The organism is Sphingomonas hankookensis, from assembly GCF_028551275.1.
GTDB classification, from domain to species: Bacteria; Pseudomonadota; Alphaproteobacteria; order Sphingomonadales; family Sphingomonadaceae; genus Sphingomonas; species Sphingomonas hankookensis_A.
Window position 1 is genome coordinate 1036270 of sequence record NZ_CP117025.1, and the last position, 19009, is coordinate 1055278.

Sequence of the window (19009 nt, forward strand, 5' to 3'; positions counted from 1 at the left end):
AACGCGCTTTGCCAGAGGGAGTCGCGTGGCGCGCGAGAGAATATCGAAGGATCGCCCCAATGCCCGGTTCCATGGGCGGGTCGAAGCGAACGGGCGGCCGTGTGAGGTGCCGGGGTGCCCGGAGGCGGGCGAGTTCCGCGCGCCGCCGCTGGAGGGCGCACCGCAGGGCGGCGACCGGCCGAGCGCCTATCGCTGGTTCTGCCTCGACCATATCCGCGCGTTCAACGCGGGGTATAACTACTTCGCCGGCATGACCGCGGAGGAGATCCACGATGCGCAGCGGCCCTATGCCGGATGGGAGCGGGAGACGCGCGCCTTTGCACGGGCGGGAACCGATCCGGGGCCGGCCTGGGCCGACTTCGCCGATCCGCTGGATGCGATCGGCGCGAAGTTCCGGGGTGTGCGCGAGGCGCGGGCCGAGCGGCAGGACGGGCGGCCGCTCAGCCCGGCGGACCGGTCGGCGCTGAAGGTCATGGGGCTGGCGGTCGATGTCGACCGGACGGGCCTGCGCAAGCGCTATTCGGAGCTGGTGCGGCAATATCATCCCGACCGCAATGGCGGGGATCGCAGCCATGAGGCGGCGTTGCAGAAGGTGATTGCGGCGTATCAGCAGTTGAAGGGGGCGGCTGCGTTTGCGTGAGGGGCTTACTGCCCCCCATTACCCACCCCGTTTGGTTCGAGCAGCTTCGAGCTTGTCGAGAAGCGTCCGTCGAGAACCCTGTGTTTGGGGCAACCCCTTCTCGACTTCGGTTCTCGACAGGCTCGAACCTGCGCTCGAAGCAAACGGAGTGGGGAAATGGTGACTGGTGAGGGTGGCTCACCCCAACCCGAGCGCCACCGCCTCCAGCTGTTGCGCGACCATCGCCCAGCCGCCCTCGAACCCCATTTCGGCGTGCATCTTCGCCGTCTCGTCGTCCCAGTGCCGGGCCGCGGCGCGGTAGAGGGTGGCGCCGTCGCCATCGGCTTCGAAGGTGAAGACGCCGACGAAGGTCAGCCGCTGCGGCTGCGGTATCCAGCCCGGTGCGAAGGCGTTGGTGAACACGATGCGTTCGTGGGGCACGACGTCGAGGATCACGCCCTCGCCGGTCATCGCCTCGCCATTGGGCCCGCGCATCGTGGTGGCGAAACGGCCGCCGGGTACGAGGTCGAGGCCGAGCAGTTCGGTCGTCCACGGACGCGGCGCCCACCATTTGGGCAGATGGTCGGTCCAGGCCCGCCATACGGTTTCGACGGGGGCGGGGATGCGGCGTTCGATGGCGAGTTCGTGTTCAGGGATCATGGGCGTGATCCTACCAGTCCGAAGTGTGCTCCCATAGGGTCGCTGGCGACGACCGAGTAACTGCCGCCGGGGATCTGGTCGGGACCCTGCAGGATCGTGCCGCCGCCCGCCGTGATCCGTGCCGCGGCATGGTCGATATCGGCGACCATCGCATAATATTGCCAGCCGGGCTGGGCGCCGGGGAAGGTGCCCATTGCCGCGCCGATCGCCGTATCGCCGCTCAGCAGGAATTTATACTCGCCGAGCGGACCCATCGGCATCGCACCTTCCTGTCGCCAGCCGAAGCGGGCGGTATAGAAGGCGATGGCCCGGTCCTGATCGGGGGCGGTCAGTTCGTTCCATACGAAATGGCCGGGCGTCGCGCCGTTCGCATCCTGAAACGATGCGCTGGGTTCGGCGCTTTCGCTGCGCATCAGGTAGAGCGCGGCGCCCTGCGGATCGGTCAGCATCGCCATGCGGCCGACGCCGGGCATCGACATGGGCGGCATGTGCTGCGTACCGCCGTTCGCGACGAAATCGGCCGCGGCCGCATCGACATCGTCCACCGCGACATAGCCGAGCCAGGTCGAGGCCGGCATGCCCGGCGGCATCGCCATCAGCCCGGCGACGGGAATGCCGGCGGCGGTGGTGAACAGGCGATAGTCGATGCCGGGCGTGCCGGAATCCTGCACGGTCCAGCCGACGACGTCCCCATAGAAGGCGGCTGCCGCATCGACGTCGCGGGTCAGCAATTCGTACCAGACGAAATCGCCCCGGCGGTTCATGCGCCTGCTCCCATGTGTCGATCGAAGATGGGGGTGAAGCCGCCATAGACCATGCGCTTCCCGTCGAAGGGCAGGGCGCGGTCGGCCATGCGCGGGTCGGCCATCATCGCCTGCCAGCCGCTGTCGCGCACGTCCTTTGACGGCCATTCGATCCACGAATAGCAGGCGACCTCCCCATCCCGGAGATCGACGGCGCGGGCATAGTCGGTGTGCTTGCCCGGCGGCACGTCGTCGCCCCAACCCTCCACGACGCGCAGCGCACCGTGATCGCGGAAGACCTGCGCCGATTCGGCCGAGAAGGCGAGATAGGCGTCCTGGCTGTCGGCCGGGACCGGGGTCAGGCAGCCATCGACATAGCCGGGCGTGGCGTCGTCGCCGCTGACCATCACCCCGTCGAACCCGCCATAGATCATGCGCTTGCCATCGAACGGCATGTCGAGTTCGGCCATGCGCGGATCGGCCATCATCGCCGCGCCGACGCGGTCGCGGGTCGCACGGTCGGGATATTCGATCCAGCTGAACAGCACCTCCTCATCATCGGCCAGCGCGACCGAGCGCGCGAAGCCGGTATGGGTGCCCGCCGGCACGTCGTCGCCCCGGCATTCGACCAGGCGCGTCGCGCCGAGATCGGCAAAGATCGCCGCCGCCTGCGCGACATGGGCTTCGTAAGCCGCGCGGTTGGCGCGTGGCACCGGGGTCACGAACCCGTCGATATAGGTCATGCACAGTCTCCCTTGGCCACCCATTCGGCATAGCCGGCGGGCGGTTTGCCGGTGAACCCGGCCAGTTGCGCGGCGAGCGCGCGGTGAAAGGCGGGGCGGGCGGTGCCGCGTTCGACATAGGTGACGAGCGTCGGATGCGCGGCGAGCTGTTCGCTGCCCTCCATGATCCGCAGCACCGCGACCATCATCAGGTCGCCGATGCTGAACGCGCCGTCATACCATTCCCGGTCGCCCAGCCGCGCCGCGACCTCGCCAAAGCGTTCGGCGATGCGCGCGTCGATCGCGGGCAGGCGCGGTTTCGACCAGGGTTCGTCGCGTTCGAACAGGGTGGCGACGGCATGGTCCATGATCGGCGGTTCGACGGTATTGAGCGCGGCGAACAGCCATTCGGTCGCGCGTGCCTTGCCCGCCGGATCGGTCGGCAGCAACACGCCGTGGCGTTCGGCAAGGTGCAGCACGATCGCGCCCGATTCGAACAGCGTCAGGTCGCCGTCCTGATAGGTCGGCACCTGTCCGAAGGGCTGGCGCGCGCGGTGGTCGGAACGCTTCTGCGCGCCCTGCGACAGATAGTGGACGTCATAGGGCCGGCCCGCTTCCTCCAATATCCAGCGGACGCGCAGGTCGCGGACCTGGCCCTGCGCGAAATCAGGCACCCAGTCGAAGGCGGTGATGACCGGGCGGGTCATGCCGCGCCCTCCGCATGGGCGGCCTCCGCCGCCGCCATGTCCATGGTGAACGGACCCCAGCCATGACCGTCGAGGTCCTCGAACGCGCGGCTGTACATATAGCCTTCGTCCTCGGGATCGTGCAGTTCGCGCCCGCCCGCCGCCAATGCGGCCTCGGTGATCGCGTCGACGCCGGCACGGTCGTCGAACGAGAGGGCGAGCAGCACGCCGCTTTCGGTCTTCGCATCGATGATCCGCTTGGGCGTGAAGGTCGCGTAGAAGGCGCGGTCGAGCAGCATGACGTGGATGCTCTCCGACCAGGTCATGCCCGACCCGCGTTCGTTCGAGAATCGGCCGTCCTTCACGAAGCCGATCGCTTCGTAGAAGCGCGTCGCCGCGGGCACATCGGCGACCGCGAGGTTCACGAAAATCATCTTCGGCATGGCACCCTCTCCCCGGCTCAACCGAATCGCTGTTTGTATTGGATGCGCGTCGGGGTTAGAAAAAGCAACGATGGAGTTAGAAAAAGTAACTATTGATGCCAAGCGGCGCTATGACGATGCCTGCGGCGCGGCGCTGGGCATGGAATATGTCGGCGAACGCTGGGCGCTGCTGCTGATCCGCGAGCTGCTGCTGGGGCCGCGCCGGTTCGGGGAGATACGCGCCGGCCTGCCCGGGATCAGCGCCAACGTCCTGACGCAGCGGCTGGCGGGACTGGAGGCGGCGGGGATCGTCGAGCGGCTGCGCCTGCCGCCGCCCGCCAATGCGCAGGTCTATGCGCTGACCCGCTGGGGCTATGAGGCGGAGCCGGTGGTGCTGGCGCTGGCGAAATGGGCGCTCCGGTCGCCGACGCACGATCCCTCGCTGCCGTTTTCGGCGGTGTCGCTGATGCTGGCGCTGAAGATGCTGCTGGTGCCGGAGCGGGCAGGGGACTGGTGCGCGACGGTCGCGTTCCGGCTGGGCGACGATCCCTATGTCGCCGAACTGGCGTCCGGGGCGCTGTCGGTGACGCGGGGGCTGGGAGCGGCGGACGCAACCTTGTCCGGCCGCCCTTCGGCGTTCCTGCCGGTCGTGTTCGGCGCGAAGCCTTTGTCGGCGGCGGTGGCCGAAGGGGCAATCGCGCTGGAGGGGAACCGCGCCATCGCCGAACGGTTCACGACGCTGTTCCGATTGCCGCCGAAGGTTGAGTAGGCGGCCCGCTTCGTCCTAAAGACCGCTGCGGCGCATCAATACGCGCCCACGCGAAAGGCCCGCATGACCACCGATACCCTGCCCCAGCCGTCCGAAACCACGATCCTGAGCGCGCCCGACCGGATGGTGAAGGTGCGCGAGATGTTCGGCATCGACAGCGACCTCGAAGTCCCCGCCTTTTCGGTCGCCGACGAACGCGTGCCCGATGCAGATCCGGCCTATGTGTTCGATCCCGACACGACGCTGGCGATCCTGGCGGGCTTTGCGCACAACCGGCGGGTGATGGTGCAGGGCTATCACGGCACCGGCAAGTCGACCCATATCGAACAGGTCGCGGCGCGGCTGAACTGGCCGTGCATCCGCATCAACCTCGACGCGCATATCAGCCGGATCGACCTGATCGGACGCGACGCGATCGTGCTGAAGGACGGGCAGCAGGTCACCGAGTTCCGCGAGGGGTTGCTGCCCTGGGCGCTGCAGACGCCGACCGCTTTGGTGTTCGACGAATATGACGCGGGCCGCCCCGATGTGATGTTCGTGATCCAGCGCGTGCTGGAGACCGAGGGCAAGCTGACGCTGCTCGACCAGAACCGCGTGATCCGGCCGAACCCGTATTTCCGGCTGTTCGCGACCGCCAACACGGTCGGTCTGGGCGATACGAGCGGGCTGTATCACGGCACGCAGCAGATCAACCAGGGGCAGATGGACCGGTGGAACATCGTCGTCACGCTGAACTACCTGCCCGCCGCGACCGAGGCGCGGATCGTGCTCGCCAAGTCGGGCGAGTACGACAAGGTCGGCGGCAAGGAGACGGTCGAGAAGATGGTGCGCGTGGCCGACATGACCCGGCGCGGCTTCGTCAACGGCGATATCTCGACGGTCATGTCGCCGCGGACGGTCATCACCTGGGCGCAGAACGCGCTGATCTTCGGTGACGTCGGTTTCGCGTTCCGCCTGTCGTTCCTGAACAAGTGCGACGAGGCGGAGCGGGCGCTGGTCGCGGAATATTATCAGCGGGTGTTCGGCAAGGACCTGCCCGAGAGCGTGGTGGGCAAGGCGTAACCTGTTCCGTCACCCCGGGCTTGACCCGGGGTCCCGCTTTTACCGACAGCAGCAGAAGAAGCGGGACCCCGGATCAAGTCCGGGGTGACGATAGGGTCGGGTAGTCGCGGCAGGGATAGTGGCCGGCGCGGGCCGTCATAAGGGTGTCGCAATCGCCCAATCCGCCGCGACTCTCATTGACTCCCGTGTCAGCAACCCCCACGCTCTCCCCATGGCACATCAGCATCCGCTTGCCGTCGCTCCGGGCGACATCGACCATATGGGGCACGTCAACAATGCCGTGTACCTGTCATGGGTACAGGACGCGGTGGTCGCCTATTGGGAGCGGGTCGCCCCGGCCGATGCGGTCGCCAAGCATCTGTGGGTCGCGCTGAAGCACGAGATCACCTATCGCCGGCCCGCCTTCCTCGACGATCCGATCGTCGCCACGGTGGTGGCCGAACGGGTGGAGGGCGTGCGGGCTTATTTCTCCACGCTGATCAAGCGCGGCGAGGAGGTGCTGGCCGAGGTGCAGAGTACCTGGTGTTCGCTGGATGCCATCACCAAGCGTCCGGCGCGGCTGGCGCGCGACGTGGTGCATCGTTTCCTGCCCGAATAACGATTTCGTTTTCTGCAATTGCGGTAAGAACCTGTGCAGTTGCGATGTTGCGCTGCACCAATCATATCTCCGGTCAACGAACGACGCCCGAGCGTCGAACCTTCAACCGACCGGAGACAGACCCATGCGCAGCTTTGCCGCCGCCGCCGCCTTTCGCGTTGCCCTCGTCGCTGCGGGCATGTTGATCCCGACCCTCGCCTCGGCCAACGAGATCGAGCGCGACGGGTACAAGTTCGACTATAATCGCAGCGTCACCGACAAGGGCGAGACCGTCCTCTCGGGCACCGTCAAGACGACCGGCGAACCGTTCCGCCTGGTGGTGCGCGACCGCACCGTGACCGGCGACGTCGGCGGCCGCGCGGTCCGCTTCCGCATCGCCAAGCCGCTGCCGAGCGCCGCGGTGGTTGCCGCCCGCTAAGCGCGACGACCTTCCCGGGTCGCGACGCCCGTCCCTGAAAAGGGGCGGGCGTTTTGCGTTCAGTCGTGCGGCGTGCGGATGACTTCCCATTCGCCGAGCGATTCGAACCCGGCCGATCGGGCGAGGGCGATCGAGGCGAGATTGTCGGTCTGACAGCGATATTGCGGTTCCAGCCCCGACTCGACGGCATGGTCGGCGATCGCGCCGACGACCGCGCGGCCCAGACCGCGACCGCGCGCCTCCGGCAGGGTCAGCACGCCGAGATCGCCGAGCGGGCTTTCGTGCCAGCGCAACATGCTGGCGGCGCAAACGATCCGGTCGCCGTCGAACCCGCCGAACACGACTGGATGGTCGAATTCGACCCATGCTGCGTCCATGTCCTGCGCCGAGGCTGCGTCGCGAAATTGCTCGAACGCGTGGCGGTCGCCGGGGCCGAGCCGGCGGACGGTGTGCTGCCCCGACGAACGTCCCGGTGAGGGCACACGATAGAAGAGGTGATCGGGATCGTGCAGGCGTATGCCATGCTCCGACAGCCTCGCCCGGATCGCGGCGATCCGCATCGGCGTCGTGTCGGACAGGCCGGTGCGCCGGGCAAGCGCCGGGGCGATGGCGACCGCCGCCGTCCCGTCGCGCCGCGTCAGGATCATGACATAGGTTTCGCCGAGCGACTCGTCGCTGCGCAGCGAAACCCGGCCGTCGTCGAATACGCATCGGCCGCTGCCGAACGCCTGTTGCCAATACTCGATAACGGCGGGCGGGATCATCGATAGTCGATCCGCCACAGCTTGAGCGGCGACCCCTTGGGCAGCGGCACCGGGGTCAGCCATCCCGGCACCTTGCCATGCGCCAGCAGGTCGTAGAAGCCGCCGGGCGAGCGGGCGCGGTAAACGGTCGTCTCCGCCATGTTGGGGCAGGTCAGCAGATAGGTCGCGCCATGCCGCCGGGCGATGGTGCGGAAATTGTCCGGATCGCCCTGGAACGCGTGATGCACGTCGAGGATCGCGTCGCCGTTGCGATGGTACGGGCCGGTGATGCCGTCATGATGCGTCGCGACGATCAGGCGGGGCCCGAGATCGACATGGGTGAACATTACCGCCGCCGGAATCCGGTTCAGCGCCTGTAGCGCGGGCAGGCTGGCGCAGCGGGCGCCCGCGCGGAGCACCTGCTTGGTGCGGGCGTCCTGCGGCTTGATGCGCACGCTCTTGCCGACACCGGCGGCGGGCAGGCTGGAGAGTGCACGCACCACCGGATCGACCGCGAAGCTGCCCAGCACCAGCACCGCCGCGACGCTGCCGAGTACCCGCACGATCGCACTATTGCGCGACAGCAGCCATGGCAGCAGCACCCAGGCGAGGGCGACCGCGCCGGGCACCGCCAGCAGCTGTGCCGCCGGGCCGGCGCGGATCTGCCAGAACAGCATCGCGACGGCGAAGGCGGTGAACAGCGTGATCGCCGCCCATGGCACGAGCGTCGGCGACCGGCGTGCGCGCCACGTGGCGAAGATGGTGCCGAGGAGGCCGATGATCGGTCCGGTGACGATCGGCAGAATGGTGCGGCCGGGCATCGAATAGAGCGGCTTGGCCTCGCGCACATTGTTCAGCCAGGTGCGGGCCAGCTCCTCCGACACGCCTTCGGGACGTTGCAGGCATTGCGGGAACAGCGCGGCAAAGGCGCCGGCCAGCGCGCCGCCGGCGACCAGCGCCAGCGCGAGACGGACGAGGCGGTTTTCGGGCGCGATCCATGCCAGCAGCACCAGCAGCGCGCCACCCGCGACCACCGCCGACAGCCACACCGGGGTCAGCGCGTCGCAGCGCATCGCGTAATTGGCGTTGGAGGCGAAGGCGACGAAACCGATCGCGCTCGCCCCCGCCAGCGTCGCGCCATAGACGGTCAAGCGGCGTGCCTCCGCCCGCTCCCAGACCCAGCGCAGGGCGACGATCGCACCGGCCATCGCGCAATAGGGCAGGAGTTCGAGCCCGATGGTCAGCGATAGCGCCGAGGACAGGCCGACGACCATGCCGCCGCGCGCCTGTTTCGGATCGGCAAGGCCGGCGACCGTCCAGGCGAGGCAGGCGAGCTGCCAACCATGATGGTCGATGCGTTCGGGCATGAACATCAGCAGCGTCGACGAACAGCCGAGCAGGAACAGGATCGCGAACGGCCATGCCACCGGCGACACCAGCCGCCGCACCGTCACCGCCAGCGCCGCCATCGCCACGCCCATCGGCAAGAGCGGCGCGATGCCGACCGCGAGCTTTTCTGCCCAGACCGGCCCGGCAAAGGGCTTGAGCAACAGGATCAGCCCCGCGATCGGCAGGTCGACCAGGCGCGACCAGTGGATGTCCAATCCCCCCGGCGGGTTCAGCCGGTATTGGCGCAGGTCGTACCAGCCCTGACCGCCCAGCCACGCACGCACCTGCATCAGGCGCATATTGTCGTCGGTGTCGGACAGGGCCAGCCAATGGACTGCGTTCCAGCGTTGCCACAGGAACCACGCGGCGATCACCACCCAGGCGAGCAGCAGCCAGCGCCGCCAGTGACGGTCGAGTTCGGTGAGGCGCGCGGGCGTGTCGGTCAAAATCGCTTTCCCCAAGCCGCCACGCATTCTACGGCGGCTGTCCTGCCATGGTGGCAACAGGCGCGCTGTATCGGATGGCGCGCAAAGGACAAGGGTGGCACGCGGGTGATCGCGCGGATCGAACGGTTGATGGCGGATGGGGTGCTGGGGCAGTTGATCCGCTTCGGCATCGTCGGACTGTTGGCGACGGCGGTCTATTCGGCGGTGTATCTGCCGCTGGTCTATCATGTCCTGCCGACCGGCTATGCGTTCGTCGCGGTGATCCCGGCCTTCGTGGTCGCGGCGACCTTCGGCTGGTTCGCGCACGGCCGCTGGAGCTTTCAGGGCCATGGCACGCGGACCGAGGGTGCCGAACAGCCGATCAAGTTCGTGCTTGTGCAGGGGTTCGGCATGGTGCTGAACGGCCTCTTCACCTTCGGCATGGTCGATCTGGGCGGGTTGCCCGACTGGAGCCCGCTGGTCCCCGCCGTGCTGGTCACGCCCTTCGCCACCTTCGCGCTCAACCGTTCATGGGTATTCGGATAAGATGGACCGCATCGTTTATGACCGCATGGCGGCGCACGACTCGACGCATTGGTGGTATCGCGCGCGGCGCGAAATCCTGGCCGACTATGTCGAGCGCTATGCCGGGTTGAAGCCGGGCTCGCGCATCCTCGAGATCGGTTGCGGCACCGGGCACAATTTGCCGATGCTGGGGGCGTTCGGCGAGGTCGACGCGATCGAGATCGATCCGGCGGCGCGCGCCATCGCCAGCGAGCGGCTGGGCAAGCCGGTCGGCACCGCGCCGCTGCCGACGCTGGCGGGGGTGACTGGCACCTATGACATGATCGCGGTCCTCGACGTCGTCGAGCATATCGAGGACGATGTCGCGACGTTTCGCGGCATGGCCGAGCGGTTGGCACCCGGCGGCAAGATCCTGGTCACCGTCCCGGCGCACCAGTGGATGTGGAGCGCACACGACGTGGTGAACCATCATCATCGCCGCTATTCGAAGGCGACGCTGGCCAAGGCGATTGCCGATGCGGGCCTGAAGCATAACGGCCTGCGCTATTTCAACTCGCTGCTGTTTCCCGCCGCCGTCGCGGCGCGGGTCGCGGGCAAGCTGACCGGCAAGGACGACAGCGACGACTCGCCGCCGCCCAAGCCGCTGAACAAGGCGTTCGAGGCGATCTTCCGGCTGGAACGGCATCTGCTGGGGCGCTTGCCGATGCCGCCGGGGCTGTCGATCGTTACCTTGGTGACCAAGTAGCGTCCGTCATCGCCGAGGCGAGGCGGGCGACGACGCTGGCATGGTCGGGCAGGAACGGGGATAGGGCGCGGGCCGGCGGAATGCCGGTGCCTTCGTAGAATTTCCCGTCGGCAGCGCGATAGGCTTCGGCGGGGAGCGTCAGGCTCCAGCCGTTCGGTAGCGGCTTCACCAGTTGGTCGGACAGCGCGCCGCGGGTCCGGCCGCCGACATGCCGGACATGGGGCAGCGCGCGCATCGCGAGGGTGAAGGTTTCGCCTGCGCTGACGGTAATGTCGCTGGTCAGCAGCGTCACCCGGCCGGCGTAGCGCATCCGCGACGACGGTTCGACGCGGAACGGCTGCCATCTATTCGTTCCGACCGGGGCCTTGGCAAAGCCGAGGGTCGGGCGGCTGGCGAATCGTCCGGCGATCCGCAGACTGACGCTGTCATAACCGCCGCGATTGTTGCTGACGTCGACGATGACGCCGGGCAGGTCGCGGAAATCGGTCAGTGCCGCATCGAGTGCGGCGTCCAGCGCGGCCAGTTCGCCCTGCCCCTGTTCGGCGAACCCGCCCATGGTCAGGATGTTGATATAGCCGATTCGGCCGATCCGCCCCCACAGGATGCGGCGACGCGCGACGAGATGGCCGCCGCCGTCCAGCAGGGCGGTGATGCCGGTGCGATAGCGGTCGTTCCACGCGCGCTCGCGGGCGGCGGGATCGGCGCCGAGCGCCGGGTCAAGCCGGGCGGCACGCAGCGTCGGCGCCTCGCCGCTCTCCATGCTTCGGTCTTCGCCGTCGATCGTTGCCGACAGCGAGACGTGCGCGTCGTCCAGCGGATCGAGTGCCGCTGCCAATCGGTCGTACAGCGTTGCGGGGGTGCTGTCGGTCGGGATCGCGGAAAGCCGCTTTGCGAGCTGTCGACGGTGGCGCTTGCGTGGGGGTGTCCGGGGGTAGAGGTCGGCGAAAGTCGCCGCGACGAGGCTGGCGATGTCGCTGCTGGACCAAGAGCGCGCGGTCCAGCAGGCGGCGGGCAGGGCGGCGATCCGCCGGTACACATAGCGCGTCTGGCCCTGGCCTTCCGAAAACGCGACTTGGTCGGGATCGAGCATCGTCGCGTCCTGATCGACGATCGTCTGCCCGGCATCCGTATCGGGGTCAGGGTAACAATAGGGGCCGGCGACATGGTAGAGCGCCGGGCGTCCGGCCGTTACCGTCAGGAGCTGGCCATAGCCTTCCGCCCGCCATGTGCCGGTGAGATCGGCGGGCGCTGCTCCAAGCGTCAGCGGCAGAACCGCCAGGGCGATCAGGCGTCGGGCGAATGGCAAGCGCTCAGCCCCGCCGGAACCATTTGAACTTCGGACCTGCCGATTGCAGCACGCCATGCCGGAACAGGCGCGCGCCCAGACTGATCGTGATCGCGACCCATAGCAGTTGCCATGCAAGGGCGGCGACATGCGGCCAGATGTCGGCGCTGGTCGCGGCGCGGCCGGCCATGGCGAAGGGGCTGCTGAACGGGAACAGCTCGGCTGCCGTCGCGATCCAGGTGCCGGGCCGTCCGATCGCGGCCAGCGCGAAGGCGAACATCGCCATCTGGAAGATGGTGATCGGTAGCGACAGCATCTGGATCTCGCGCGGGGTCGATGCCTGCGCGCCGACGGTCAGGAACACCGATCCGAGCAGCATATAGGCGAGCGTGAAATAGAGGATGTACAGCAGCACGAACCCGGGAAAGCCGATCGCGGGCGCGATGCCCGACAGGCCTGCGGCGAATTCGGGCGGCAGCAGCGCGCCGATATTCGCCCCGACCGCCGCCCAGAAGGCGAGGAACAGGATCGCCACGCCGAACATGCCGATCAGCTTGCCGAGGAACACCGATTCCAGCGGCACGGCGGCAGCCAGGACCTCGATCACCTTGTTCGAGCGTTCCTCCGCCATGGTGCCGACCGCCTGTCCCGCCAGCATCAGCGTGACGACGAACAGGGTGACGACGGCGAAGGTGCCCGCTGCGCTCTTGCCGCCGAGCGACGTGCTGTCGCGTTCGACGCGGGTGAAGGTCGGTTGCGACAGCGGCGCTCCGGACAGGCCGGCACGCCGGTCACGCACCGCCTGTTCCGCGATCGCCGCCAGATATCTCGCGGTGGTCGACGTGATATTGGCGTGGATCAGCTGCGGTGCCTCGAGCGGGCCATAGAGGACCGAGGGCACGTCGACGTCGGGATCGGACAGCAAGGCGCGCGCCTGTGCGGCAGGATCGGCGGCGGGCGCGACGGTCGCCAGCGGCGGCAAGCCGCGTTCGCGGGCAATCGCCGGGCGGATCAGCGCATCGGCGGCGCGCAGCCGCGCGGCATCCTCCGGCGTGGCGATGGCGTAGAGCTTTTCCTTGCCCTCCGCGCCCTGACCCACGGTCATCGCGCCGAGGCTGCCCATCGCGCCGAACCCGGCGAACAGCAACGGGGCGAGCAGGAAGAGGAGGAACATCGGCGTCATCACCGTCGCGGCAAAATCGCGGCGGGCGATGGTCATGGTCTGGCGGATCAGCTTGGCGGTGTCGCTCATGCCGCTTCCCCCCGCGCGGCGTCGCCGACGATGCGGACGAACGCGTCGTGCAGCCCGGGCCGTTCTATCGAGAGGCCCGAAATGCCGTAGCCCGCGTCGATCAGCCGCACCAGCATCCCCTCTATGCCGTCCGCCGGCAGCGTGAAGCGCCAGCCGCCGCGATCCTCCTGCGCATCGGCGGGCAGCAGCGCGGCGATGCCCGGTGCGGGGTGGTGCGGCACGTAATGCGCCTTCATCGGCAGCAGCGCGCGGGCGTCGTCGACAGTCCCCTCGAACCGGCGACGGCCGCCGGCGATGACGCATAGCCGGTCGCACAGCCGTTCGGCATGGGCCATGACGTGCGTGGAAAACAGGATGGTCGCGCCCCGGTCGCGCTCGGCGCGGATCAGCGCTTCCAGCCGTTCCTGGTTGACCGGGTCGAGACCGGAAAAGGGTTCGTCGAGGACAAGAAAATCGGGCTGGTGCACGACGCTGCCGAGCAGCTGGACGAACTGCGCCATGCCCTTGGACAGCTTGCGGATCTTCGAATCGACCGCATGGCCGAGGCCGGCCTGTTCGAGCATCGCCGCCGCCCGCTTGCGCCCGGCCGACCAGTCCAGCCCACGCAGCGCGCCCATGAAGGCGATCGCCTCGCGCGCCTTCATGCCGGGATAGAGGCCGCGTTCCTCGGGCAGATAGCCGACCCGATCGGACGCGTCGCGCGGGGAGCGGCAGCCCAGCAGCGTGCGCGATCCTTCGTCGGGTTCGATGATGCCGAGCAACATGCGCAGCGTCGTCGTCTTGCCCGCGCCATTGGGGCCGAGCACGCCGTACACTGCGCCGGTCGGCACCGACAGGTCGATGCCGTCGACGACCCGCCGGTCGCCGAACCGCTTGACCAGCCCGGTCGCGTGCAGGGCCAGGTCATTCCGGGCAAGATGATCGTCGCGCAACCGCTATCCCCTCCAACGACGCTCTTTAGCGTGCGCATGGAAAAGCGTAGCGGGGGGAAGTGATCCAAGACAAGGCCATCCCGAGCGATATTGTTGACCGTATCCGGGTCAAGGCGGCCGAATGCGGGTTCGTCGCCTGCGGCATCGCCCGCGCCGATGCCGCGCCGCGCACCGCCGAACGGCTGCGGCAATGGCTGGACGAGGGACGTCACGGGTCGATGATCTGGATGGAGGAGCGTAGCCAACAGCGCGGATCGCCCGCCGGATTGTGGAGCGAGGTGCGCTCGGTCATCGCGCTCGGCATGAGCTATGCCCCCGCCACCGATCCGCTGGCGCTGGCGGGTGTGGGAGACCGGGGGCGCATCTCGGTCTATGCGCAGGGCGGCGACTATCATGATGTGGTCAAGAAGGCGCTGAAGGCCCTTGGCCGCTGGCTGGCGCAGGAGTCGGGCTGCGATCTGAAGGTGTTCGTCGATACCGCGCCGGTGATGGAGAAGCCGCTTGCCGAGGCGGCGGGGCTGGGGTGGCAGGGCAAGCATACCAATCTGGTCAGCCGGACCCATGGCAGCTGGCTGTTCCTGGGCGCGATATACACCACGCTGGACCTGACGCCGGACCGGGCGGGACGCGATACGTGCGGGTCGTGCGATGCGTGCCAGCGGGCGTGCCCGACCGATGCGTTTCCCGCGCCCTATCGCTTGGATGCGCGGCGCTGCGTCTCGTACCTGACGATCGAACATGCCGGGCCGATCCCGCACGAGCTGCGCGAAGGGATCGGCAATCGCATCTATGGCTGCGACGATTGCCTGGCGGTGTGTCCGTGGAACAAGTTCGCGGCGGCGGCAGCGGCGAACCGGGCGTTCGCGGCGCGCGCCGAACTGGCGGCACCGCGCCTCGCCGATCTGATCGCGCTGGACGATGCCGGGTTTCGGGAGGTCTTTCGCGGGTCGCCGATCAAGCGGATCGGGCGTAACCGGATGGTGCGCAACGCGCTGATCGCGGCGGGGAATAGCGGGGATGCGGCGTTGATCGGCCCGGTGCGTGCGGCGTGTAGCGATCCCGATCCGGTGGTGGCCGAAGCGGCCACGTGGGCGTTAGGCCGCCTGTCGGGTTAGGTCGGCATCGAGCCATTCGATCCGGTTCCGCCCGCCATGCTTGGCGCGGTACAGCGCCTCGTCCAGCCCGCGCAGCAGCGCCGGCGGATCGACCGGCCAATGGTCGAGATGATGGGCGCCGATGCTGGCGGTCACGCGGATCGCGGTGCCGTGTCCGTCGATGCGCAGCGCGGCGATGGTGCTGCGCAGCCGTTCGGCGATGAGCGCGCCCGCCTGCGCATCGGGTGCGACGAGCGCGAGCGCGAATTCCTCGCCGCCCAGCCGGGCGCACAGATCGTCTTCGCGGCAGCAACCCTCGATGGCGGTGGCCACCGCTCGCAGCACCGCGTCGCCCGCCGGATGGCCATGGCGGTCGTTGATCGATTTGAAATGGTCGAGATCGAGCCAGAGCAGCGTCAGCCCGCCATCGTTGGCGCTCGCCTCCAGCCGGCGGTGGAGCCGGTGTTCGAACGCCCGGCGGTTGAGCAGCCCGGTCAGCCCGTCATGGTCGGCAGCCTGCTGCAACTGCGCCATCAGGTCGTCGCGCACCGCCATCGCGCTGCTGATCGTGAGCGGCACGAGCGCGAGGAACGCGACGGCGATGCGGATCGACACGACCATGCGCGGGATCGACAGGTCCTGTCCGATATCGACCATCCCCAGGCCGATGGTGATCATGCACCCGCTGCCCAGCGCCATGGTGACGAGCGCGGCGGTCGACACCGAATAGGTCATCGCGCACAGCAGCAGCGCGGGCATCGGGAACATGATGCTGCCGGGTCCGTCGAAATAGACGGCAAGGACGCAGGAGACGGCGAGCAGGAGCAGCGGCCAGAGCGGCTTGGCCGCGGCGGCGGTCGCGACGCGCCGTTCGCGCCGCCAGGGCGGCTGCACGGTGAGCATCGCGGGCAGGAAGATCAGGTAGTTGGCGATCTCGCTGGCGGTCCAGGTCATCACCGTCTGGGTCGGCGATCCGTGGAACTGCACGACGACCATCACCGCGCCGGTCAGCGCGGCGACGAGGCTGCCGGGCAGCAGGCCGACCGAAATGCGCATTACCGAATGGACCCGCCGCAAGCGCAGGTCGCGCGACGCGAGGCGGCGCAGCGCCAGTACCGCGACGAAGGTCCCCGACACATTGGCGGCAGCGAACCAGCCGCTGAGCGCAGGGCTCTGGCCGAAGAGCAGGTCGGCGAGGACGAAACCGGCGCCGGCACCGAACCAGCCGGCCGGGCGGTGCAGATGCGGCGCGCGCACCATGGTACCGACGAGGATCGCATTGGCCGGCCAGAAGGCGACGGAGAAAGCGTGGCGGGTGATCAGCCCCAATGCCGCGCCACCGCCGACCACGGCGCAGACCAGCAGCATGGCGCGGACCGCATCGACCATCGGCCCCCGCCCGGCAAGCGGGCGCGCGGTCCATGGGGGCGCGCCTTGCGCGCCGGACGGAACGGTGGTCGGCATCGCGCGCGATTCTAGGGCGTGGCGGTAAACAAGCGGTAAGGGGCGGGCGTCATGCACCGCTTTCGCGACGAACCGCGGCCAGATCGCCATTGGGCCGCCCCTGAACATGGGCCCAGTCGCGGAATTTCCAGTCGCCGCCCCAGACCAGCCCCTCCGCCTTCGCCGCCTTGCCCAGCGCGCGGAAAAAGACATGGGCGTCGGGTTCGCGCCAATACCAGCGTTCGTCGACCAGATCGGCGGCCCAGGCGGCGGGAATGCCTTCCGGCGTCTGGGCATTGTGGAAGCTGAAGCGCACCTTGCTGGACCCGGCACGGAACAGGCGCTGTTGGACCTCGACCGACCGCCAGCCATAGACGACGACCGGGCGGAACCGCTCGGTGCGCAACCGGGCGATGACCGCGACGACGCGCGGGCGGAAGCGGGGGTGGAGGCTGGCGAGCTTGCGCTCCTGCGGCCAGTTGCTGCTGTCGCCGTCCCAGTGCGCCGGGGCGGCGCGCAGGCGGGCGAGGGTGGCGCCGCCGGGATCGACCCGGCCATCGGCGTCGATCCCGAAGCGATCCTGTGCACTACGGATCGCGGCGATCAGGCGCGGACCGGCGATGCCGTCGATCCCGCCCGGATCGATCCCGATGCGCAGCAGCAGCCATTGCACCGCGCGCACATCGCCCGCGCGGTTCACGCCGCCTTCCCCGACCGCCGCCTCGATCATCGCCCTACCCCTATCCTGTTCATCGCGCGGGGACGCTGGCGGGCGAAATCCTACATTTCAAGCGCGGTTCAGCGGCGCCGGGCGCGTGCTGCCGCGACCTGTGCGCCGAATGCGCGGGCCCGTTCGTCGAGCGCCGTGGTGTTCGCCCAGGCCGGGCCGCCGGCTCGCGCCTGCTTCGCAAGGCGTCCGATCATCGCACTTTCGGCGCGCAGGGTACGCGCTTCCGCCCGGCTGAGGTCGCCACGCCGCCGTCCGTCGCGGATCGAGCGGTTCGCGTCGTTCAGGTCGCGATCGAACGAGGCGCTGGGCGCTGCCGGCATTTCGCGCACGGCGGAACGGCCCCCGTCCCAGATTTGCGCGCTGGCGGGTGCGGCGATCGCAAGCAGGAGGATCGGCAGGATCACACGCATCGGCATTCTCCTTCATCTACGCGCATCCTATCGTCGCGGCACCATCCGCGCCATCCGGCTTTTCCTGTCGCGCAGCTTGGGGTAACGCCAGCGCCCATGATCCGTCCTGCCCTGTCCATCGTCGTTCCCTGTTACAACGAGGCCGCCTGCCTCGACGTGCTGCACACCCGCATTTCGGCGGCGGCGCGCGCGGTGGTCGGCGACGATCATGAAATCGTGCTGGTGAACGACGGATCGCGTGACCAGAGCTGGGCGGTGATGGAGCGGCTGGCGGCGTCCGATCCGCGGCTGGTGGCGATCAACCTGTCGCGCAACCACGGGCATCAACTGGCGCTGACCGCGGGGCTCGACCTGTGCGCGGGCGAGCGCATCCTCATCATCGATGCCGATCTGCAAGACCCGCCCGAATTGCTGGCGGACATGCTCGCGACGATGGAATCGGAAGGCGCCGATGTCGTCTATGCCGTCCGGCGCAAGCGCGAGGGCGAGACCTTCTTCAAGAAGCTGACCGCCGCCGGCTTCTACCGCGTGCTCGACCGGGTGACCGATACCCCGATCCCGCTCGACACCGGCGATTTCCGGCTGATGAGCCGGCGGGCGCTCGACGCACTGCTGAGCCTGCCCGAACAGGCGCGCTTCATTCGCGGCATGGTGGCGTGGGTCGGGTTCCGGCAGGTGCCGTTCCCCTATGACCGCGACGAACGGCTGGCGGGCGAGAGCAAATATCCGCTGGGCAAGATGATCCGCTTCGCCCTCGACGCGGTGACTGGTTTCTCCACCGCGCCGCTCCGCCTCGCCAGCCATATGGGGCTGGTGCTGACCGGGCTGTCGCTGCTGCTGTTTGCCTATATCGCGATCGGCTGGTTGTCGGGCAGCGCGGTGCAGGGATGGACGTCGACGATGCTGGTCGTGGTGTTCCTGGGCGCGGTGCAGATGTTCGTACTGGGGATGATCGGCGAATATCTGGGGCGGCTGTACGTCGAATCGAAGCGGCGGCCGCTCTATCTGGTGGCGGACGTGGCCGGGCCGGTGAAGGGGCGGGCGAGTCTGGGGTATCGGGCCGGGGACCGGGGCGAGGTTACGGTGTCGCCGGTGCTGCCCGAGCAGTCGTAGAAGGTCGGGTTCACGCGAAGGCGCGGAGACGCGAAGAAGGAGATAGATTTCGCGCAGAGACGCGGAGGCGCAGAGAGGTTGCGGGCGCGGACAGGTTTTCCGCGATAGCGGCCTCACTCGTCGTTGCAGCGAAAGATGTCGTCTCCCGGTCGCGTGCGCCTGCCGGGTACGAACCCGCTCTGCGCCTCCGCGTCTCTGCGCGAACCCATTTCTTCTTTTTCTTC

22 protein-coding genes are annotated in these 19009 nt (G+C 68.4%); 9 read left to right on the plus strand and 13 right to left on the minus strand.

The features are described 5' to 3' along the window. Positions 1 to 25: 25 nt before the first annotated feature. Positions 26 to 640 carry a J domain-containing protein gene (locus PPZ50_RS04980; protein ID WP_066693923.1) on the plus strand — a complete coding sequence of 205 codons (615 nt, stop codon included), beginning with the start codon at positions 26 to 28 and terminating at the stop codon, positions 638 to 640. Between the two features lie 177 nt (positions 641 to 817). Here the strand turns inward: PPZ50_RS04980 and PPZ50_RS04985 are convergent, their stop codons facing one another. Genes PPZ50_RS04985 through PPZ50_RS05010 form a run of 5 tightly spaced genes read right to left on the minus strand, consistent with a single transcriptional unit; the run spans position 818 to position 3873 of the window. After that, positions 818 to 1279, minus strand: a complete 462-nt coding sequence (locus PPZ50_RS04985) for an SRPBCC domain-containing protein (RefSeq protein WP_126014013.1) — start codon at positions 1277 to 1279, stop codon at positions 818 to 820. Next, positions 1276 to 2043, minus strand: a complete 768-nt coding sequence (locus PPZ50_RS04990) for a VOC family protein (protein WP_272815731.1) — start codon at positions 2041 to 2043, stop codon at positions 1276 to 1278. Before PPZ50_RS04990 ends, PPZ50_RS04985 begins: the two co-directional genes overlap by 4 nt. Further along, the gene (locus tag PPZ50_RS18980; RefSeq protein ID WP_084401815.1) at positions 2040 to 2765 is read right to left on the minus strand and encodes a DUF1428 domain-containing protein; all 726 of its coding nucleotides are present in this window, start codon (positions 2763 to 2765) and stop codon (positions 2040 to 2042) included. The genes PPZ50_RS04990 and PPZ50_RS18980 overlap by 4 nt, the downstream gene beginning before the upstream one ends. Next, positions 2762 to 3451 (minus strand): glutathione S-transferase family protein, encoded by a 690-nt coding sequence (locus PPZ50_RS05005; protein WP_066693914.1) that lies wholly within the window; start codon positions 3449 to 3451, stop codon positions 2762 to 2764. The genes PPZ50_RS18980 and PPZ50_RS05005 overlap by 4 nt, the downstream gene beginning before the upstream one ends. Then, positions 3448 to 3873 (minus strand): VOC family protein, encoded by a 426-nt coding sequence (locus PPZ50_RS05010; protein ID WP_066693912.1) that lies wholly within the window; start codon positions 3871 to 3873, stop codon positions 3448 to 3450. The genes PPZ50_RS05005 and PPZ50_RS05010 overlap by 4 nt, the downstream gene beginning before the upstream one ends. A 70-nt stretch (positions 3874 to 3943) precedes the next feature. Between PPZ50_RS05010 and PPZ50_RS05015 the strand changes: the two genes are divergently transcribed. The 4 genes from PPZ50_RS05015 to PPZ50_RS05030 all read left to right on the plus strand — a co-directional run bounded on the left by PPZ50_RS05015 (position 3944) and on the right by PPZ50_RS05030 (position 6699). After that, positions 3944 to 4621, plus strand: coding sequence for a winged helix-turn-helix transcriptional regulator (locus PPZ50_RS05015; protein ID WP_066693910.1), 678 nt, complete (start codon positions 3944 to 3946; stop codon positions 4619 to 4621). 63 nt (positions 4622 to 4684) lie between these two features. After that, complete coding sequence (gene cobS, locus PPZ50_RS05020) at positions 4685 to 5683, plus strand: cobaltochelatase subunit CobS (RefSeq protein WP_066693907.1); 999 nt, start codon at positions 4685 to 4687, stop codon at positions 5681 to 5683. A gap of 211 nt (positions 5684 to 5894) precedes the next feature. After that, positions 5895 to 6281 carry an acyl-CoA thioesterase gene (locus tag PPZ50_RS05025; RefSeq protein ID WP_055758154.1) on the plus strand — a complete coding sequence of 129 codons (387 nt, stop codon included), beginning with the start codon at positions 5895 to 5897 and terminating at the stop codon, positions 6279 to 6281. Positions 6282 to 6405: 124 nt separating this feature from the next. Then, positions 6406 to 6699, plus strand: a complete 294-nt coding sequence (locus PPZ50_RS05030; protein ID WP_066693904.1) for a hypothetical protein — start codon at positions 6406 to 6408, stop codon at positions 6697 to 6699. Between the two features lie 59 nt (positions 6700 to 6758). On the opposite strand, the gene PPZ50_RS05035 is transcribed toward PPZ50_RS05030, so the two are convergent. Together PPZ50_RS05035 and PPZ50_RS05040 are read right to left on the minus strand one after the other, a co-directional pair. After that, on the minus strand, positions 6759 to 7463 hold the full coding sequence (locus PPZ50_RS05035) for a GNAT family N-acetyltransferase (RefSeq protein ID WP_066693903.1): 705 nt from the start codon (positions 7461 to 7463) through the stop codon (positions 6759 to 6761). Then, complete coding sequence (locus tag PPZ50_RS05040) at positions 7460 to 9277, minus strand: AcrB/AcrD/AcrF family protein (protein ID WP_232308061.1); 1818 nt, start codon at positions 9275 to 9277, stop codon at positions 7460 to 7462. The genes PPZ50_RS05035 and PPZ50_RS05040 overlap by 4 nt, the downstream gene beginning before the upstream one ends. Before the next feature lie 105 nt (positions 9278 to 9382). Between PPZ50_RS05040 and PPZ50_RS05045 the strand changes: the two genes are divergently transcribed. Together PPZ50_RS05045 and PPZ50_RS05050 are read left to right on the plus strand one after the other, a co-directional pair. Next, on the plus strand, positions 9383 to 9802 hold the full coding sequence (locus tag PPZ50_RS05045; RefSeq protein ID WP_232308060.1) for a GtrA family protein: 420 nt from the start codon (positions 9383 to 9385) through the stop codon (positions 9800 to 9802). A gap of 1 nt (position 9803) precedes the next feature. Then, positions 9804 to 10526 carry a class I SAM-dependent methyltransferase gene (locus PPZ50_RS05050; RefSeq protein WP_066693899.1) on the plus strand — a complete coding sequence of 241 codons (723 nt, stop codon included), beginning with the start codon at positions 9804 to 9806 and terminating at the stop codon, positions 10524 to 10526. On the opposite strand, the gene PPZ50_RS05055 is transcribed toward PPZ50_RS05050, so the two are convergent. From PPZ50_RS05055 to PPZ50_RS05065, 3 genes are read right to left on the minus strand one after another with little or no spacing between them, the layout of a single operon-like run. Continuing rightward, positions 10507 to 11832 carry a S41 family peptidase gene (locus PPZ50_RS05055; RefSeq protein ID WP_066693898.1) on the minus strand — a complete coding sequence of 442 codons (1326 nt, stop codon included), beginning with the start codon at positions 11830 to 11832 and terminating at the stop codon, positions 10507 to 10509. The genes PPZ50_RS05050 and PPZ50_RS05055 overlap by 20 nt on opposite strands. 4 nt (positions 11833 to 11836) lie before the next feature. Further along, complete coding sequence (locus tag PPZ50_RS05060; protein WP_066693897.1) at positions 11837 to 13063, minus strand: ABC transporter permease; 1227 nt, start codon at positions 13061 to 13063, stop codon at positions 11837 to 11839. Beyond that, positions 13060 to 13995, minus strand: a complete 936-nt coding sequence (locus PPZ50_RS05065) for an ABC transporter ATP-binding protein (RefSeq protein ID WP_066693894.1) — start codon at positions 13993 to 13995, stop codon at positions 13060 to 13062. The genes PPZ50_RS05060 and PPZ50_RS05065 overlap by 4 nt, the downstream gene beginning before the upstream one ends. A gap of 59 nt (positions 13996 to 14054) precedes the next feature. Between PPZ50_RS05065 and queG the strand changes: the two genes are divergently transcribed. After that, positions 14055 to 15110: a tRNA epoxyqueuosine(34) reductase QueG gene (queG, locus tag PPZ50_RS05070; protein ID WP_066693892.1), complete on the plus strand. Its 1056-nt coding sequence runs from the start codon at positions 14055 to 14057 to the stop codon at positions 15108 to 15110. Here queG and PPZ50_RS05075 read toward each other — a convergent pair. From PPZ50_RS05075 to PPZ50_RS05085, 3 genes are all read right to left on the minus strand, one after another. Further along, complete coding sequence (locus tag PPZ50_RS05075) at positions 15090 to 16553, minus strand: GGDEF domain-containing protein (protein WP_164523863.1); 1464 nt, start codon at positions 16551 to 16553, stop codon at positions 15090 to 15092. The genes queG and PPZ50_RS05075 overlap by 21 nt on opposite strands. 49 nt (positions 16554 to 16602) lie before the next feature. Beyond that, entirely contained in the window at positions 16603 to 17262 is a 660-nt protein-coding gene (locus tag PPZ50_RS05080; protein WP_126014019.1) for a peptidoglycan-binding protein, read from the minus strand. Positions 17263 to 17330: 68 nt separating this feature from the next. Further along, on the minus strand, positions 17331 to 17672 hold the full coding sequence (locus PPZ50_RS05085; protein ID WP_126014021.1) for a hypothetical protein: 342 nt from the start codon (positions 17670 to 17672) through the stop codon (positions 17331 to 17333). A gap of 96 nt (positions 17673 to 17768) precedes the next feature. On the opposite strand from PPZ50_RS05085, the gene PPZ50_RS05090 reads away from it, so the two are divergent. Beyond that, complete coding sequence (locus PPZ50_RS05090; protein WP_126014023.1) at positions 17769 to 18785, plus strand: glycosyltransferase family 2 protein; 1017 nt, start codon at positions 17769 to 17771, stop codon at positions 18783 to 18785. Positions 18786 to 19009 lie beyond the last annotated feature (224 nt).